This window comes from Streptomyces tardus (assembly GCF_018101125.2).
In the GTDB taxonomy this organism is placed as follows: Bacteria; Actinomycetota; Actinomycetes; order Streptomycetales; family Streptomycetaceae; genus Streptomyces; species Streptomyces tardus.
Window position 1 is genome coordinate 25,616 of the sequence record NZ_JAELVF020000001.1, and the last position, 17,154, is coordinate 42,769.

The following is a 17,154-nucleotide window of genomic DNA, read 5'->3' on the forward strand; positions in this document are numbered from 1 at the left end:
TGTTGCTCAGCCCCCTGGTCCATGTGACCCAGGCTCGAAACCAGCATTCCTCAGGCCAGGTTGACCTTGTTGTCGGCTTCGGCGTTCTGATACGCGCCCATCGTCTGATTGGACTTCTTTCCGAAGTCGTCGACGAGATCCTCGATCTTGTCCACAATCGTTTCGATGTCTCGTTTGACCTCGCTGTGAGCGTCGCGTAGGTCACTTTCCTCCTTGAACCCCTTACCCAGCGAACCAGGCTTGAGGTAAGTGGAGTCCTTCGCCTTCGACTTGGGCCCGCCCATGTCCTTGATCACCTGGTTGAGTTCCTTGACCACCTGGTCAAGGGCGTCCAGGTCCACCCCGTACTGATCGCCGGACAAAGCTTCCTCCCCGATGACGTGTTCTGAGGCACTGCCCACGTGTGCAAGCCGCGTCGACCGACGCCCTTTCGGCGCCACACGAGGCGAGCGCACCTGAAGACAACTGTAGCCGTCAGCTTGATGCCACCCAATATGGGTGTGCCCGATTGTGACGCGCTCACTACAGCAACTGCCCGCTATGCAAGTGAAGTTGAGAATGAGGTCGGATTGCACTCTTTGCCGGATGTGACGGTAAGCCGGCCCGCCAACACACACCAAGGCCGCGACCGGTGCTTGGCCTGTGCACCGAACGCGGCCTTGCGGAATGCTCGAGCTATCGCCTCAGGTCTACGGGCCGTAGTGGCCCTGACCGGGCTGCGGGTAGTGACCGGACGGCGGACCCGGATAGTGACCGCCCCCGTGCAGCTGGCGTTCACGCTTCTTGCGCTTGGCCCGTACCACGAGGAGTACGACACCGAGGACCACGAGCAGGAAGACACCGATGGTGGCAGCGGCGATGAACAGCGTGTCGTCGTCGTCCGAGCTCGAACCGGACGCCTGGTCGGGTGACTTGGGCGCCTCGTCGTCGTACAGGCCGCCGTCGGGGGTCTTCAGCGGACCCTGCTTCGAGCCGGCCGGAATGTCGGCGGTCAGCGCCTCGTACGGCTGGATGATCCCGTAGCCGTACTTCGGGTCCGCCTTGTCCTCCGTCGCACTTCCCGCCCGCTTGGCAGTCTTGACAAGGCGATTGGCAACCTGTCCGGCAGTCAGATCGGGGTACTTGGCGCGAACAAGCGCAGCAGCGCCTGACACGTAGGCGGTGGCGTTAGAAGTGCCCGAAGCTCGACCGTAAGGACTGGTTACAGTTGGAACCTGGATATCTACGCCCGGGGCAGCCAGCATCAGATGTTCGCCATAGCTGGAGTCTTCCCAGATCTTTCCGTTCCTGTCTACCGCTCCAACTGCGACGACACCCGGAGCGACAGCTGGATGATTTGGAATTTCCGAGCCAACATTGCCAGAACCAGCGACAAGGAGGACGTCGCGCTCAGCGGCATATTCGATGGCCTCTTGATCATCGCTGCGAGGTTCGCCGGGGGTAGCGAAGGACATATTGATCATTTTTGCCCCCTGGTCGACAGCGTACATCACTGCTTCCAGATACGACCGGGTACCCTCGTCCTCCGAGTCCGAATCCTTGATCGGAAGAATTCTGGCATCAGGAGCGATACCCCTGATTCAGTTCTCACCATCAGCCCCGCTGCCATGAGCTGCGATCAGCCCAGCCATAGCAGTACCGTGGTCGTTCTTCGTCTCAGCATTGGCCTCCCCGGCGCTGCCGGTGAAGTTCCGCCCATTCAGCACGTTCCGCTTTAGGTCTGGGTGGCTCCCGTCAACGCCATCGTCGATGACCGCGACAGTAACTCCCTCGCCCGTGGATTCCTCCCATGCCTTTGCGGCATTGAGATAGTTCAAGGCCCATTGCTTGTCTCGAGTTTCGTCTGCGACAGCTGGCGTAGCAGTTGACAAGAGCGCCGCTCCCGCACATGCCGCGCCACCCGCCGCGCGCGAGAGATAGACACATTCTGCCTTTCAGTTCACTGGCCCAGCCGAAACACCTGTGGACCCAATTAGATTACTCTGCACAATTTTCAGAATTCACCTAGCCATTGCCTCGCACCGCTTCTTGGCTGTGCGAGGCGGCCCTCATGGGTGAGCGGCTATGGCCTGTGCGGGCCTTGCGCCGGAGGGGGCGGGTAGCTGCTCCCGGGCGGAGGGCCGGGTGGCGGCTGATGCGGAAGGCCGGGCCCGCCGTACATCCCTGCTCCATGTGCGGCGTTGCCGGAGGGCACGGCCGCACGCCTCGTCTGACGGCGCATGAACAGGACGGCTGCGCCAATCGCGACCGCCAGGAAGGCGACGACCCCACCACCGAGAAGCAACATGTTCGTGCTGTCGGAGCCGCTGTTCTCCGAAGCGCTGGCGTCCGCCCCGGGCTCGGCCCCGCCCGCTGGAGGAGCAGAAGGTTCCGAGCTCGGCACCTCGGGGGACTTGAGCTGCCCCATCTTCGAACCGGCAGGAATGTCCTTGGTGAGCGCGGCGAGCGGCTGGATGTAGCCGTAACCGTACTTCTGGTCGGGCAACGAAAGACCCTTCGCCGAGTCGGGAAGACCTGCCGTCTTGACCATGCGGTTGACGATCTGCCCCGGAGTCAGGTCAGGAAATTTCGACTTGATGAGCGCCGCGGTTGCTGAGACGTAGGAGGTAGAGCTCGAAGTTCCGGAACCTTTTCCGTACTCACCGAGTTCCGCTTCTCCGCCAGTGGTCACCACACTCTTAGCTGGGGCAGTCAACAGAACATGCGGACCAAAATTGCTACTCTCCCAGAGCTCGCCATCACTTTTAATACCCCCCACACCCAAAACACCTGGATAGCGAGCCGGGTAGTTATCGCCACCTGGCCCTTCGCCTGTATTTCCCGAGGCCGCAACCAGCAATACGTCATTATCCAGGGCGTACTCGATTGCGGCAGCGTCATGCGAGTTCGGCGTGCCACCAATCGACATATTGATGACGTCAGCGCCTTCGTCTACGGCATAGCGAATGGACTCGCTGAGGCCTTTACCACTCAATCCCATGTCGCGAATCGCGAGAATGGTAGCATCAGGCGCGAGTCCCTTCACTCCCTCGGATCCGCTGGGACCGTGCCCGTGACCAGCAATAAGACCGGCCATTCCGGTTCCGTGATTCCCGTCGGGGTTGGTCGCGCCTCTATCGTCGATGAAATCCTTACCCTCTATTACGTTGTTGCGCAGATCACGATGCTTGGCGTAGACACCGTCATCGATGACGGCTACTGTCACGCCCTTCCCGGTGCTGACCTTCCAGATGTCCTCAGCACCAAAGGCTTCAAGCGGCCATTGATCGTCCCTGACTTGATCAGCGGAAGCTGTAGAGGAGGCACCAAGGAGCAACCCACTCGCCAGTACGATGCCAGTCACCGCACGCCAGGTGCGCGAGACATTCATACTCATTCCTTTCAACAGAAAGCTATTGAATGCGTGGGCCGCCCCCGAGTGCCCGACTGCACGCCTCAGGTCATTCGACTACGCGAGGGGATACGTTCTTCTTGGGCACCCAGGTCTCCTCGTCCTCCACGAGGTAGTCAGGGCGCTTCCCCTCGCCGTTCTTCTCGTCCACCTTGCCGCGAGCTCCAGGTGCACCGACCATGCCTGCGCCACGCCCAGCGGGCTTCCCCTTCTGGGACCCTCCTCTGCTCCGATGCAGCCCTGCCCCCCCCTGCGCTCGGGCCGCATTCTTCCCGCTCGCGCCGACGACCCCGCCCTTGGCCTTTGCGATGCCACCTTTGCCGGTGCCGCCCTTCTTGGCGCCACCTGCTCCAGCATTGGCGCCGCCCATGCCGGGGACGCCGCCCATGCGGCCTCTCGTTCCCGCACCACCGCCACGAGCAGAACCGCCGGCAATGCCACCGGGAGGAAGGGCGCCCACGCCTGAAGGCCCGCCACCACCACCGGCGGGAGGGCCGCCCGGGTTACCCGCGCCCAGGGTGCCCAGACCTCCGCCGCCGGAGATGCCGGAGCCCACGCCTGCGCTGTTCAGGCCGGTCCCCACCTGCGAGGAGGGTCCGGATCCCGGCCCCCCGGTACCGATACCACCCGCGATGCCGTCCGGGCGCGGCGAGTTGAGCCCGCCACCATCGAAGGCAGGCCCCTTCTGTCCCAGCTTCCCGGCGTCCAGACCAGCGGGGTTCCCGCCCGAGCTGTTCGGCGGCAGCACCGCTGCTACAGGCAGGATTCCCCCGGGGTCTCCGGGGTAGTCCTCGCCGTCCAGCCGCGCACTCCGCCGCTCCCAGGAGCCCATGGCTTTGGCCTGGGAGTTGTAGAGCGAGCCCAAGCGCTCCATCTCGATGGCGAGTTGGACGTGGAACTCCTTGCCCTTCGAGAGGTCGCCGCGGTGCTTGTCGAGCGCCTGTTGGGTGGACATACCGGCTGCGATGTCGCTGCGGAAGCCGCTGTCGTCGCGGCTGCCGAGGTCCTTCACGAAGTCGCCCGCGCTGCTCCCCTTGTCGGGTGCTTCCGCGTTGACGATCTTGGGCTTGATGTCTCCAAGTACCCGGGCGGTGCTGTCCATGGCGATGTGCGTGTACTTCGCGTACTGGGCACCGTCGGAGATCTTCTTCTTAATCTTTGCCGCTTCGGCCTTGAACTTGTCCGCGGCGTCGCCCTGCCAGTCCTCGAGGACCTTGTCCACCGCGCGTTCGAAATCCTTCAGGATTCCGCCACCCGCGACCTCGGTGTCACTCGGTTTGCCGCCCACGAGCTTCGTGTAGAGCCCCGACCACCCTTCCGCCACGGTCGCGACCTGGCTGGGGCTGGCCGAAGTGATCATCCCCTTGAGCACCGGAGTCTCGAGGTGGACGAAGTTGGTGGTGTGCTTCTCGTTGAAGCACTGCTGAGCCGGGTTGTAGGTCGAGTTGTACCTCGGACCGTCACTCATGATTGCAGCCCCCTGGTGTCACTGGTTCCGTTGCTTGCGCTGTCCGCAGAGCCCGCCACGTCAGCCCCGCATGCTCTTCACGACGTCGGCGTCCTGGTCCTGGTACGCGCCGTGGGCCTTGGACGTCTTCTTGCCGAACTTGTCCGTCACGTCGTTGAGGTGCTGCACCACTTCCTCGATGTGCGTCTTCATCACGGAGTGCGCCTTGGTGAGCCCCTCGGCCTCCTGGAAGATGAATCCGCCGGAGTCCGAACCCAGTGCGCCGGGCGGAAGGTTGGTCTTGTACTTCGCATCCGAATCAGCGCCGCTGAGGGACTTAAGTACTCCGTTCAGCTCCTTGATGACCTGCTCCAGTGAGCTCAGGTCAACGCGGTAGTCGCCCTTAGCCATTGATGGCCTCCCCGTGAAGGTTGTGTGATGTCTTGCGGCGCCAGTCGCGGATGGCGATGGATGTGCCGACGACGACGGCGACACCGAGTACGCCGCCGGTGAAGATGTAGAGCCCGTAGCGGACGCGGCGCTCCTGGGGGGTTTCGCCGAGGACGACGGGGGCCGGGAGGATGTTGTCCGCGTTGACGCCGGTGTTCTCTGCCTTGTCCGGCGCGGGGGGCCCGGCGGGGGGTTCGCCGTCGCCGCCCAGCGCGGCCATCGGGTCGACCACTCCCCAGCCGACGTTCTTGTCGCGGTTGAGGCTGACCCGGTCGGCGGTCTCCTGGAGGTGCCAACTGACCTGCTTGTAGTCCCACTTGGGGTACTTGGCGCGTACGAGGGCGGCGACGCCCGCGACGTACGGTGCGGCGAAGCTGGTGCCGTTGTCGACGCAGTGGCCGGCGCCGGGAACGGTGGAGACGATGTCGACACCGGGCGCGGCGATGTCGACGGCTTCGCCGGACTGGGAGAAGCCGGCACGCTCGTTGTTGCGGTCGGAGGCGGCGACGCCGAGGACGCCGGGGATCGAGGCCGGGAAGTTGTCCTTCTCCTCGCCGGAGGCGCCGTCGTTGCCCGCGGAGGCGATGACGAGGATGTTGGCCCGTTGCGCACGCGCCACGGCGCGGTGCAGGGGCGAGTCGTCGGCGAGCTGGGCGCTGGTGCCCTGCGAGATGTTGATGATGTCGACCTTGCGGCTGATCGCGGCGTCGATCGCCTGCACCATCGTCTTGACGGTGCCCTTGACCTCGTTGTCGTTCTGCCGGATCGGGAAGAGGGTCGCCTCGGGCGCGATGCCGACGAAGCCGGTGCCGCCCGCCGGGCGGGCGGCGATGATGCCGCCGACCTTGGTGCCGTGACCGGCCTGGTCGGAGGTGCCGTCACCCTTTTTGGTGATCACGTCGCGGCCCTTGGACACCGCGCTCTTGAGCTGCGGGTGCTGGTTGTCGGTGCCGCTGTCGATGACGGCGATCTCGACGCCCTTACCCTTGGTCTCCTCCCAGATCTGGTCGAAGAGGAGACGCTGGAGAGCCCACGGGGTGCCTGCGATCGGGTCGGCGGGGAAATCGCACTCGCCGTTGTTCAGGACGGTGCCGGGGTTGTCGTCCTGCGCGCTCGGCCCCTCGTCCGCCTGGGCCGGCAGAACGGGCGCACCGAACAGGCCGGTGACGCACAGTGTGATCACCGCTGTGCGCGCGCTGCGGCGCAGCCGCCCGGCTCGCTGTCCTGTGGCTCGGTGTCCCACGAGTGTTCCGCTCTTCCGTTGGCGAGTAGTGATCCGGACCCGCCGAGGCGGACCCGGTGGTGGCGAGCGCGGTGCTCCTGCGTGCCGGCACCGGGCCGGAGCCCCGGGCCGAACGGATCACCACTGCCGTACGGCTTCAACTTCGCGCGGGCGGCGGTCCGTTGAAGGCGACCGCGCGCACCGGACGGGCGTCGTGCGGTCCGCGACGGTGCCCGACCCGGGTGAGGGCGGACGCACTGTCCCAGCGCGTCCGCCCCGCGGCCCGGACGTGCGGCGTGCATACGACGCCGCGGCGGGCCGATCCGAAGTCCGAGGAGTGCCTCAGCTCCAGATACCCGCGTTCTTGCGCTCGGTGGCGTCGTAGTTGTCCGCCGCGGTGTCGAGGGCCTTGGCGATGGAGAGCAGCGTGGCGTGCAGGGAGGCGGCGCGCTTGTCCCACTCCTGCTGACGCTGCTGGTAGCCCTCCTTCGCGGAGCCCTCCCAGCTCGCGGCGATCTTCTTGACGCCGCTCTCCAGCTCGTCGAGCTGGGAGCGGACGTTTCCGGCGGTGGTGCGCACATCGCTGGAAGCCTGCTTGATGGTCTGGACGTTTACCAGAATCCTGCCGGACATGGTGTCTCCTCGGGGAGTTGAAGTGATCTGGGTGCGGTGAAGTCCCGCGCGGCCCTCACGGGGCGCGGGAGATCAACGGGGGCGGATCACCCGAAGGGCGAGGACTCGCCGGCCGACTTGGTGACGATCTGACGCTGCTCCTCCTCGGAGGCGGCGTAGTTCTTCGTCGTGGAGTCGATGGCTTCCTTGATCTCGCCGAGCACCTGGTTGAGCTTGGTGGCGTCGGTGTTCACCTGGCTCTGCATGGTGTTGAACGAGGTCGCCGCAGCACCCTGCCAGCCACCGGTGACCGTGTCGACGACGGTCTGAAGTCGCTTGATCTCGCCCTGGATCGAGCTGTTGACAGAAGAGATCTTGTTGCTGAACGCAACCATCTCTTCTTCGGTCGTCGTGAATTTTCCGCCCATAAGTCAACGTCCCCCATGAGACTCGCACCTTGACCACGGTGCCGCCGAGGCCAGCGCTGCCGTGGTGGCACCCCCTTGTCGGTGCCCATAACAGCCACTGTAACCACTGGGTCCGACACACCCAATGAGAGGGCTGCCTATTGTGACGCGTTCACTACACTTCCCAACTACCCAGGAAAGCAAGCGAATTAGCCCATCGAAACGCCAATGCGGACACGATGGACGGAACCGCTCCGCTTTCCCCGGGGACACATTCGATCTTCCGTCCGGGATGCCGGGAACGACCCGATGGCCACCGCCCGCACCACCGATGCGTGGCCGACCCCCGCACCGCCGATGCGTGGCCCCGGCACCGGCACCGGGGGCGGGAACCCGAACGGCCGGCGGGGCAACCGCCCGCCGACCGTGGGTGCTTGACCGCGCCCTGGGCGCTCGGCCTCAGGAGCCCTGCGGCTGCTTGGCGTCGGCCGTGTTGAGGCTGGGGCCGGCCGACAGCAGCCTGGACCAGACCCGGGGAATGGCCAGGGGCTGTGCCAGATCGCCGTAACCCAGCCTGATCTGGGCCTGGTTCTGGTCCTTCTCCGCGTTGCCGGCCTTCTCGGAGCTGTCGTTGTTGACGCGCACCGAGTAGCGCAGTCCGGTGTCCGTCACCAGAAAGAGCGAACCACTGTCCTTGGCCTTGCCGGTGACCTCGCGGTAGAGGAGTCCGCTGCCGGGCGAGACGTACGTGCTGCCGCTGCCGTCCACGATGGGCGCCGGGTTGCCGGTGCCGGCCCAGGTCGTCATCTCCGGGACGGAGAGCTCCTGTCCGGCGATCTTCTGGTTGCCGCCGTGGTAGACGCTGCAGACGACGCGCTTGCCGTCCTCCTCGTGGGCGTTGTTGGCCTGCTGGGTCTGCTCCTCCGGCCAGACGACCTCCTGGCCGGTGGGGAGCTTGCCCATGAACTCGGGCTCCTCCGCCTCGATGCTGGCCAGCGGCAGCACGGCCGGCTCGGGCGCCTGACCGGGGTAGGCCAACTCCCCCACCTCGCCCTGGAGCAGCAGCTTCGCGACGAACGGCGAGACGTTGGCCACGCCGTCCTTCAGTACGACGAAGTACGCGCCGTCGCCCTCGACGATCCGGCCGACCTTCCGGTGCTCCTGCGGCACGCCCTCGGTGTCGGCCGTCTCGCCCGCGCCCGGCACCGGCGGGAAGAAGATGGGCAGCTCACTCTTGATCAGCGTGTCCATCCACTCCTCGCTGACCTTCTGCGGCTCGCCCTTCTGTCCGAAGAGGATGCCGCGCAGCAGGCCGTTCATGCGCTCGCGTTCCTCGGGGGTCGCCCTGTCGCCGAGCTGGTCCCGGGCCGCGGTGGCGTCCAGCGGGTGGGCGACGCCGCGGTCGTCGACCAGGTAGTCGTCGCCCTTGGGGTCCTGGACGAAGAGCGAACTGCGCTTGCCCACTTTGCCCTTGCCGCCCGCCGTGAGCTTTCCGAGGTGCTCGTCGCCGTCCTTGAAGACGAAGGTGCTCTGCTGGATGCGGCCCCCCTCGCTGCTGGCCGGGCGCTCGCAACTGGCCCAGGTCTTCTTGGCGCCGGCGTCCTTGGAGTCCGGCAGCCGGTCCGGGGCGTAGGGGATGCCGATGGTGGGGCCCTGCGGCGGTGCGTCGCCGCCGTCCAGGATGGACTCCTTGACCTTGACCACCTCGAACTTGGAGGGGTCCAGCAGGAGTCGGGCCGAGCTGAGGTTGAGGACCGGGTGCAGCAGCGTCTTCGCCTTGCCGTCCGGGCCCTTCTCCTTGCTCTTCAGCACCACGTAGCGGGTGGTGGACTTGTCGCCCACGATCACTTTCTCGCCGGGCGCGTTCCACCCCTGCGGGGCTGCGGGCTTCAGGAGTCCGCAGCCGCCGAAGCCGACAACGATCAGCACGGACAGCACGATGGTGGGGACCAGCGCGCGAACGGGACGCGGGGCGCTCTCCACCGAGCCGTTCGGCAGCGGCTTCAGGAAGGCGGCAACTGTGCGCTTGCGCGCGAAGTTGTAGGCGTTCAGCTCGTCCCGGCGTGATGCCATGGTTGCGTTGACTCCCCGTGTCCCAAGTTCTGTCGGGTGACCACTGTCCGGCGGTGCCGGCGCGCCCTCTACTATGCCGTGTGATGATCGGTCCGTACGGTCCGGGTCTCGCATCGCACGAAGCGGGGCGGCCGAGCGATCCCGTACAGCGAGCCTCGTGCGAACTGCCTTGTTCCGCAAGGGTGTCCGGTGCACACATGCGCGGCGTACCGTCATCGGTGGGACCGGTCCCACGGCCCGGCAGGGCCCGAACCACGACGGGTTGGGCCGATACGGGCGGGGGAAGACCGACCGGGCACGCACACGCCACATCGGCGTCCGCGGCGCGCGCATCCGCGTCAGCGCCGGACGCCCAGAACTAAGGAGCAGGCCGGGGGATGTCCACCGCCACCAGGTCACGACGCCGCAGCCGAGCGCGGCAGGCCCCGCCGGCCCACGGCGGCGGCCCACACCCGCCGGCCCAGAGCGCGCCGCAGCCGACCGGGCCCGTCACACCTCGGCTCCGGGCGCAGACCGGCAGCCTGGGTGTGGTGCGGGTGCAGCAGATCGTACTGATCCAGGTGGCGGTCGCGCTGGTGCTGGTGGGTCTCGCCGTACACCTGATCGTCGCCGCGCTGATGACGATTCTCGGCGCCGGCCTGCTGATCGCCGCACTCGGCCGCTGGCGGCAGATCCCGCTGCCCGACTGGTTCGCGACGGTGCGGGCGATGAAGCGCCGCCGCCAGGCGGTCACGTCCGTGCCGCCCGGGGTCGAGTCGGCGTTCGCGCCGATCGTGGAGTGCGACCCGAGCCTGCGCACGTACGAGTACATGGACCGCGAGGGGCGTCCGGTCGGCTTCGTCGGCGACGGCACGTTCCTCACCGCGCTGGTGCAGGTGGAGGCCGAGGACGAGCCGCTGCGTCCGCCGCGCGGCAGCCGTACGGTGCCGCTGGACCTGCTGCACTCGGCGCTGGAGATCGAGGACATCCGGCTGGAGTCCGCGCAGTTCGTGCAGTACACCCAGCCCGCGCCCGCGCCGCACCTGCCCGAGCGGGCGGTGGCGGCGATCTCCTACGCGCCGATCCAGGCGCAGACCCAGACACCCGCGGTGCAGATGACCTGGATCGCGCTGAAGCTCGACCCGGAGCTGTGTCCCGAGGCGGTGGAGGCGCGCGGCGGCGATCTCGGCGGCGCGCAGCGCTCGCTGCTGCGGGCTGCCGACCAGTTGGTGAGTCGGCTCAGCGGACACGGCCTGGATGCGCGGGTGTTGGAGGAGCGGGACCTGGTCAACGCGCTCGGCATCGCCGTCTGCGCCAGTCCGCGCGCGAACGTCGCGGCGGGCCGGGACAACCAGACCCGTCGGCGCACCGAGGAGGCCGCCCGCGCCTGGCGCTGCGACGACCGCTGGCACACCACGTACTGGGTGCGCGGCTGGCCCCAACTGGGCGTCGGTGCCGCGCCGTTGGCGGGCGTCGCACAGTTGCTCTCCGGGAGCAGGGCGATGGCCAGCGTGTTCAGCCTGACCGCGACGCGCGGCACCCACAACGCCCACGCGTTTGCCGGCCACGTACGCCTCGCCTCCCGCAGTGAGAACGAACTGGAGGCGGCGCAGCAGGAGTTGGAGGGCCGGGCGCGTTCCGCGAAGGCGGGGCTCGTACGGCTGGACCGTGAGCAACTGCCCGGTCTGCTCGCCACGCTGCCGCTCGGAGGTACCCGCTGATGTCCACTCCCACGTACCCTCCGCAGGCCGGCGGTTGGACGGGCGACGGCGGCTGGGGAGCGGCCCGGCCGGGGCGCCCCTCGCACCTGCCCAGTCCCGAACCGGACGCGGCCCCCGCGCAGTTGCCCGGTCAGCGCCGTTCGCACGCGGGCTTCGGACTGCGCGGGCCGCGCGGCGACCGGCACCTGCTGCCGGCGGAGTCACTCGGGCAGCTCAGTCTCCCGGTGGGCGACGACGGCATCGTCATCGGCGTCGACCCGCAGAACCAGCCCGCGGTGCTGAGCCTGCTGCGGCCCAAGCCGCTGGACGTCCTGCTGGTGGGAAGCCTGTGGATCGCCCAACTGCTGGCGCTGCGCGCGGTGGCGGTCGGCGCCAGGGTCGCGGTGGAGACCGCCCGCACTCCCGCGTGGACGCAGATGGCGCAGGCCGCGGGCGGTGGCCAGCAGTCGGTCTCCGTGCACGATGTGCGGCAGATCGCGCCGCAGGGGCCGTCGGTGTCCAGCCCGGTGCTGGTCGTACGGGACTGCGGCGCGCAGCCGCCCCGCAACCAGCTCGCGCCCAGCCCCTGGCAGGGCGTGGCAACCGTGCTGCCCTTCCTCGGCCCGAAGGCGCCCCGGCTGCTCAACCGCGCGGACCTGGTGGGGCTTCAGCGGCTCTCGCCGCAGGAGACGGAGATCGTGGCACGCGTCATGCGGCTGCCGCGGCAGGTCGCGGCGACGATACCGACGCTCTCGGACAACGCCCTGCTGTGGTGCACCAAGGACCACCAGCAGTTCGTTCTGACGGAGCCCACCGACGCCGAGACGGGCCTGCTGGGCGCGCCCCGGCGCATGGACTGAGGCGACGGCCCGCCACCGGTTCGAACCGGCGCGCCCCGCACCGATCCAGCCGTGCGCGAACACGACACGAGCCGCCGGCCGTACGCGCCCCGAGTGCGCCCCGTCTTTCGGCAGCAACCGCTGTCCGGGAACGGGGCGTTCCTCTGTCCGGACGACAGAGGCCGGGCGGGCGCCGGGCGCACCCCGGGCGGGTGACGGGGCGTGCGCGCCGGGTTGTGACCGATTCCACACCACCGGTCGCCAACAGCCGCACACGATCGGGTATTTACCCCACACGGGGGCCAACGGCACCCTCGCGGGGAGTCCGTGCTGCGCACCGCGCGCCGTACGCCTTCCGGGGCCTCCGACAGGGACGGCCCGGCCAACCGGCTGTGCCGCCGGGGGCGTTGGACGAGCGGCGGGAGTGACACATTGACCCGACAGTAAGGAAGAGATTGACTGGGGTGTTCGGGCCGCACGCAACCACATACTTCAAGCGCTCAGCCGGAACCGGCAACGAGGCAGACTCAGCTGCCGGGCCGTCGGCGCGAATGACTAGGCTGTCTTCCGAGCGGCAGGAACCACAGCAGGAACGCCACTTCGGGGGAGAGTACGACGGTGAGGCACGACCTCGTGAACAGCCGCGCCAGCGACAACCGCATGATCCGCCTGTTTCCGGTCAAGCCGTTCAGGTGCGTTTCAGTCCAGGAGGCACAGTGAACCGCGATCGGGACGAGTTCCGTCCGGAAGAGGACGACGGGGACATCGAGCTGACGGGCGAGTTCCAGCTCGACTTCACCGCGCCTGCCTGGTATTCGCAGGAGAGCGGCGTCGGCAGTTCCGCGGGCCGGGCCTCCTCCTCGCCCCCGCCACCGGTGGGCACCCCGCTGCACGCGACCGGCCCGGGCGGCCCGGGCGGCCCGTCGGGCCCAGCCTTCCCGGCAGCCGCTCCCCCGCAGTCACCCCCGCAGGGCGCAGGCCAACCCGCACCGCCGTCCGACGCACCGACACCGCAGGCACAGCAGTCACCGGTGGACGGCGCGGCGCCGCCCGCCTTCCCCACGCTCCAGCCCGCTGAGGCCTCCGAGCCCGCTCCCCCGGCACCGCCCACCGGCACCCCAGCAGCCGGTACGCCTTCAGCAGGTGCGCCTTCAGCAGGTGCGCCGGCGCCGCCCGCCTTCCCGACACTGCAGCCGGCCGACGAGCAGCCCGCCGCCGCTCCGGTCTCGGCAGCGACGGAGGACAGGGCAGCCGCCGCCCCTGCCGAGGAGCAGCCCGCCGGCGGGCCCGAGCCTGCCGGATCGGCCGCGGGCGACGAGCAGAGCGCACGGTTCCGCAGCGGTACGGGAGTCGACCCCTCCGCGGACGTGTGGGGCGACGACGATGACGACGATGAGCCCGTTGCAGCCGCGCACTTGAGCCCCCGGGCCGAGAGCACCGACCACGGCTCGGACGGAGCGGCTGCTCGGATCGCGGCGGACGAGGTGTCGCAGTCCGCACCGCACCAGGACCACCAGACCCAGACCACCGAGCCGGCCCGTCCGGAGCCGGTCCAGGCCCATCCCGAGCCGGTCCGGGCCACGGCGGAAGCTCCGCAGGCACCGCAGCAGGAGGCGGCGCAGGCCGCACCGGCTTCGCAGCCCGAGCCCGACTCCGTACCGCAGCCGGACAGTGTGCCGCCGGCCGCCGCCCAGCCCCCGGCGCCCGAGCCGGCCCAGCCCGCACCCGAGGCATCGGCACCGCAGCACCCCCAGGCGCCGTACCAGCCCGAGCACCAGCAGGCCCCGCAGAACCCGGCGGCTGCACCGCAGCAGGCGCACAGCGCGCCGCCCGCCGGCGGGGAGCCGTGGGGCGCCGGTGCGCAGCCCCAGCAGGGCGCGCTGCCTCCGCTGCCGCCCAACTACCAGGCCGCCGACCCCCGTCAGCAGCACGCGGCACCGCCCCAGCAGGGCCAGCAGGCCGGTCAGCCGAGCGCTCCGCAGGACGGCTACGGATACCCGCAACCGGTCCAGCAGCAGGGCCAGTTCCCGCAGCAGGGAGGCTACGGCTACCCGCAGCAACAGCCCCCGCAGTCCGGCTACGGCTACCCGCAGGCGCAGCCCCGGCCCGCGCAGCAGGCCCAGCCCCAGCCCGCACCGCAGCAGCCCGCACCGCAGGCACCCGAGGCGCCGCACACCCAGCAGCCCGGCCAGTACCCGCCGCAGACCCCGCAGGGTTACGGGTACCCGCAGCAGGCCGCCCAGCAGCAGGGTTACGGCTATCCGCAGCCCGACCAGGCACCGCCTCAGCAGGCCGCCCAGCAGCCCGCGCCGGGCCTTCAGGCGCCGGGGCAGCCCCCGTACGCGCAGCAGCAGCCCGCGCAGGGCCAGGACCCCGCGCAGTTCGCACCGCACAGCGCCGGGCCCGCGCAGCCTCCGCAGCCGAACCCCCAGCAGCCCGCCCCGCTGAACCCGAACCCCAACCAGCCGCAGGGCGCCGGGAGTTACGGGTTCGCGCAGCCGGGCGAGCAGCAGCCGCAGCGGGCCGCTCCCGGTGCGCCGCTCGGCTACGGGGCGTCGGTCGAGCTCAGCTCCGACCGGCTTCTCCAGCGCCAGCCCAAGAAGAAGAAGCCGGGCGCCAACATCAACCAGCCCTCGCGCTTCAAGCTCGGCGGTCGCAAGGAGGAGGAAGAGCGCCAGCGCAAGCTGGACCTGATCCGTACTCCGGTGATGTCGTGCTACCGCATCGCGGTGATCAGCCTCAAGGGCGGCGTCGGCAAGACGACCACCACGACCGCGCTGGGCGCGACCCTCGCCTCGGAGCGGCAGGACAAGATCCTGGCGATCGACGCCAACCCGGACGCCGGCACACTGGGCCGCCGGGTGCGTCGCGAGACGGGCGCGACGATCCGCGACCTCGTCCAGGCGCTGCCGCACCTGAACAGCTACATGGACATCCGGCGCTACACCTCCCAGGCCCCGTCCGGTCTGGAGATCCTGGCGAACGACGTCGACCCGGCCGTCTCCACCACGTTCAACGACGAGCACTACCGGCAGGCGATCGAGGTGCTGGGCCGCCAGTACCCGGTGATCCTCACCGACTCGGGCACCGGCCTGCTGTACAGCGCGATGCGCGGAGTCCTCGACCTCGCCCGGCAGTTGATCATCATTTCCACCCCGTCGGTCGACGGGGCGAGCAGCGCCAGCACCACACTCGACTGGCTCCAGGCACACGGTTACGCCGACCTGGTCCAGCGCAGCATCACGGTGATCTCCGGTGTCCGGGAGACCGGCAAGATGATCAAGACCGCGGACATCGTGTCGCACTTCGAGACGCGATGCCGCGGAGTGGTGGTCGTCCCCTTCGACGAGCACCTGTCGGCAGGCGCCGAGGTGGACCTGGACATGATGCGGCCGAAGACGCGAGAGGCGTACTTCCACCTCGCCTCGCTGGTCGCCGAGGACTTCTCCCACGCGCAGCAGGCCGAAGGGCTCTGGACCGCGGAGGGCCAGGCGGCCCACCCGCCGCAGGTCGCTCCCCCGTTGCCGGGCCAGCCGCAGCCCTACGGCGCACCCGACCAGCAGGGACAGCCGCAGTACGGCCAGCCGGGCCCGTACGGTCAGCCGGGCCCGCCCCCGCAGTACGGCCAGGGCGGCGCGCCCGAGCAGCAGCCCTACGGCCGACCCGGCCAGGGCGACCCCTACGGCCAGAGCGACGCCTACAGTCAGGGCGACCCTTACGGTCAGCCCGGCCAGGGCGCACCGCCGCAGTACGGTCAGCCCGGCCAGCAGAGCCAGGGCGGGTACCCGCCGGCGCAGCAGCAGTACGGCCAGGGCGAGCAGCAGATCGATCCGCGGACGGGCCAGCCGTACCCGCAGCACGCTCCCTGGCCGCCGCAGCAGCAGGAGGCGCCGCCGGCCGGGCAGCAGCAGTCGGGCGCCGTGCCCGCTTCCTGGACGCAGCAGCAGCCCCCGCCGCAGTAGTTCGGTGATAACGAGAAGGGGCGGGACCTCGGTCGAGGTCCCGCCCCTTCTCGTATCCCGTCCGGCCGGGCGCCATCGCGGCGCGGGCCGGGTTCAGCGCGGCAGCGGCGCCCCGTGCGCGGCGACGAGCTCCCGCGAGCGCTGTACGTCCTCGGCCATCCGCTCCAGCAGCCCGTCCAGGGAGTCGAAGGTCTCCTGGCCGCGCAGCCTCGCGAGGAAATCGACCGAGACGTGCAGCCCGTAGAGGTCGAGTCCCACGCGGTCGATCGCGTACGCCTCCACGGTCCGTTCGACTCCGTTGAACTGCGGGTTCGTACCCACCGAGAGCGCCGCGGGCATCAACTCGCCCTCGACGCCCAGCCATCCGGCGTAGACGCCGTCCGCCGGGATCGCCGAGTGCGGCAGGGTCTCGACGTTGGCAGTGGGGTACCCCAGCTCGCGTCCGCGCTGCGCGCCGCGCACCACGACGCCCTCGACGCGGTGCGGACGGCCCAGCACCTCCAGGGCCGCCGTCATGTCGCCGTCACCGACCAGCTGGCGCACCAGCGAGGAGGAGAACGCGTCTCCGCCGCCCGCCTCGCCCCGCTGGTACAGGTCGAAGACGAGCACGTCGAAGTCGAAGTCCGCGCTCTCGCCGAGCGCGGCGAGGAGGGCCACATCGCCCGCGGCACGGTGGCCGAAACGGAAGTTGGGCCCCTCCACCACGGTCCGCGCACGCAGCTTCTCCACCAGTACGCGGGCGACGAACTCCTCGGGCGGCAGCTTGGCGAACTCCGCCGTGAACGGCAGCACCAGCACCGCGTCCACCCCGAGTTCGGCCATGAGTTCGGCCCTGCGGGGGTGCGGGGCGAGCAGCGGCGGGTGCGTACCCGGGCGCACCACTTCGCTCGGGTGCGGGTCGAAGGTGACCACGACAGTGGGCAGTCCGAGCTCCCTGCCGCGTGCGACCGCCTCTCCGATGATCAGCTGGTGCCCGCGATGGACTCCGTCGTACGAGCCGATGGTGACGACACTGCGCCCCCAGTCATCGGGGATGTCCGCCAAACCGCGCCAGCGCTGCACTGTGCCCGCT

The 17,154-nt window shown here is 69.2% G+C and carries 12 protein-coding genes and 1 pseudogene; 3 read left to right on the forward strand and 10 right to left on the reverse strand.

Going from position 1 to position 17,154, the window contains the following annotated elements:
* Positions 1-50 precede the first annotated feature (50 nt).
* The 9 genes and pseudogenes from JGS22_RS00100 to JGS22_RS00145 form a co-directional block, all read right to left on the reverse strand.
* Positions 51-362, reverse strand: a complete 312-nt coding sequence (locus JGS22_RS00100; protein ID WP_211042514.1) for a hypothetical protein — start codon at positions 360-362, stop codon at positions 51-53.
* A 327-nt stretch (positions 363-689) separates the two neighbouring features.
* Positions 690-1,871 (reverse strand): annotated as a pseudogene (locus JGS22_RS00105) (S8 family peptidase).
* 191 nt (positions 1,872-2,062) lie between these two features.
* Entirely contained in the window at positions 2,063-3,370 is a 1,308-nt protein-coding gene (locus JGS22_RS00115; protein ID WP_211041247.1) for a S8 family serine peptidase, read from the reverse strand.
* 70 nt (positions 3,371-3,440) lie between these two features.
* Positions 3,441-4,859: a hypothetical protein gene (locus JGS22_RS00120; RefSeq protein WP_211041232.1), complete on the reverse strand. Its 1,419-nt coding sequence runs from the start codon at positions 4,857-4,859 to the stop codon at positions 3,441-3,443.
* Between the two features lie 60 nt (positions 4,860-4,919).
* Positions 4,920-5,249, reverse strand: a complete 330-nt coding sequence (locus JGS22_RS00125; RefSeq protein WP_211041233.1) for a hypothetical protein — start codon at positions 5,247-5,249, stop codon at positions 4,920-4,922.
* The gene (mycP, locus tag JGS22_RS00130) at positions 5,242-6,531 is read right to left on the reverse strand and encodes a type VII secretion-associated serine protease mycosin (RefSeq protein ID WP_211041234.1); all 1,290 of its coding nucleotides are present in this window, start codon (positions 6,529-6,531) and stop codon (positions 5,242-5,244) included. Before mycP ends, JGS22_RS00125 begins: the two co-directional genes overlap by 8 nt.
* A gap of 321 nt (positions 6,532-6,852) precedes the next feature.
* On the reverse strand, positions 6,853-7,143 hold the full coding sequence (locus tag JGS22_RS00135) for a WXG100 family type VII secretion target (protein ID WP_211041235.1): 291 nt from the start codon (positions 7,141-7,143) through the stop codon (positions 6,853-6,855).
* Between the two features lie 86 nt (positions 7,144-7,229).
* Positions 7,230-7,550, reverse strand: coding sequence for a WXG100 family type VII secretion target (locus tag JGS22_RS00140; protein WP_211041236.1), 321 nt, complete (start codon positions 7,548-7,550; stop codon positions 7,230-7,232).
* A gap of 438 nt (positions 7,551-7,988) precedes the next feature.
* The gene (locus tag JGS22_RS00145) at positions 7,989-9,602 is read right to left on the reverse strand and encodes a type VII secretion protein EccB (RefSeq protein WP_211041237.1); all 1,614 of its coding nucleotides are present in this window, start codon (positions 9,600-9,602) and stop codon (positions 7,989-7,991) included.
* 530 nt (positions 9,603-10,132) lie between these two features.
* On the opposite strand from JGS22_RS00145, the gene eccE reads away from it, so the two are divergent.
* The 3 genes from eccE (at position 10,133) to JGS22_RS00160 (ending at position 16,082) form a co-directional block, all read left to right on the forward strand.
* Positions 10,133-11,302 carry a type VII secretion protein EccE gene (gene eccE / locus JGS22_RS00150; protein WP_308405781.1) on the forward strand — a complete coding sequence of 390 codons (1,170 nt, stop codon included), beginning with the start codon at positions 10,133-10,135 and terminating at the stop codon, positions 11,300-11,302.
* Positions 11,302-12,141 (forward strand): hypothetical protein, encoded by an 840-nt coding sequence (locus JGS22_RS00155; RefSeq protein ID WP_211041239.1) that lies wholly within the window; start codon positions 11,302-11,304, stop codon positions 12,139-12,141. The genes eccE and JGS22_RS00155 overlap by 1 nt, the downstream gene beginning before the upstream one ends.
* A 695-nt stretch (positions 12,142-12,836) precedes the next feature.
* Positions 12,837-16,082: an SCO5717 family growth-regulating ATPase gene (locus tag JGS22_RS00160; protein ID WP_308405440.1), complete on the forward strand. Its 3,246-nt coding sequence runs from the start codon at positions 12,837-12,839 to the stop codon at positions 16,080-16,082.
* Positions 16,083-16,175: 93 nt separating this feature from the next.
* On the opposite strand, the gene JGS22_RS00165 is transcribed toward JGS22_RS00160, so the two are convergent.
* Positions 16,176-17,144 (reverse strand): bifunctional riboflavin kinase/FAD synthetase, encoded by a 969-nt coding sequence (locus tag JGS22_RS00165; protein WP_211041241.1) that lies wholly within the window; start codon positions 17,142-17,144, stop codon positions 16,176-16,178.
* Positions 17,145-17,154 lie beyond the last annotated feature (10 nt).

Bases quoted from the DNA above. Each gene is read 5' to 3' on its own strand.
- JGS22_RS00115 (WP_211041247.1), bottom strand. From the start codon at position 3,370: ATGAATGTCTCGCGCACCTGGCGTGCGGTGACTGGCATCGTACTGGCG.
- JGS22_RS00120 (WP_211041232.1), bottom strand. From the start codon at position 4,859: ATGAGTGACGGTCCGAGGTACAACTCGACCTACAACCCGGCTCAGCAG.
- JGS22_RS00125 (WP_211041233.1), bottom strand. From the start codon at position 5,249: ATGGCTAAGGGCGACTACCGCGTTGACCTGAGCTCACTGGAGCAGGTC.
- JGS22_RS00135 (WP_211041235.1), bottom strand. From the start codon at position 7,143: ATGTCCGGCAGGATTCTGGTAAACGTCCAGACCATCAAGCAGGCTTCC.
- JGS22_RS00140 (WP_211041236.1), bottom strand. From the start codon at position 7,550: ATGGGCGGAAAATTCACGACGACCGAAGAAGAGATGGTTGCGTTCAGC.
- JGS22_RS00145 (WP_211041237.1), bottom strand. From the start codon at position 9,602: ATGGCATCACGCCGGGACGAGCTGAACGCCTACAACTTCGCGCGCAAG.
- JGS22_RS00155 (WP_211041239.1), top strand. From the start codon at position 11,302: ATGTCCACTCCCACGTACCCTCCGCAGGCCGGCGGTTGGACGGGCGAC.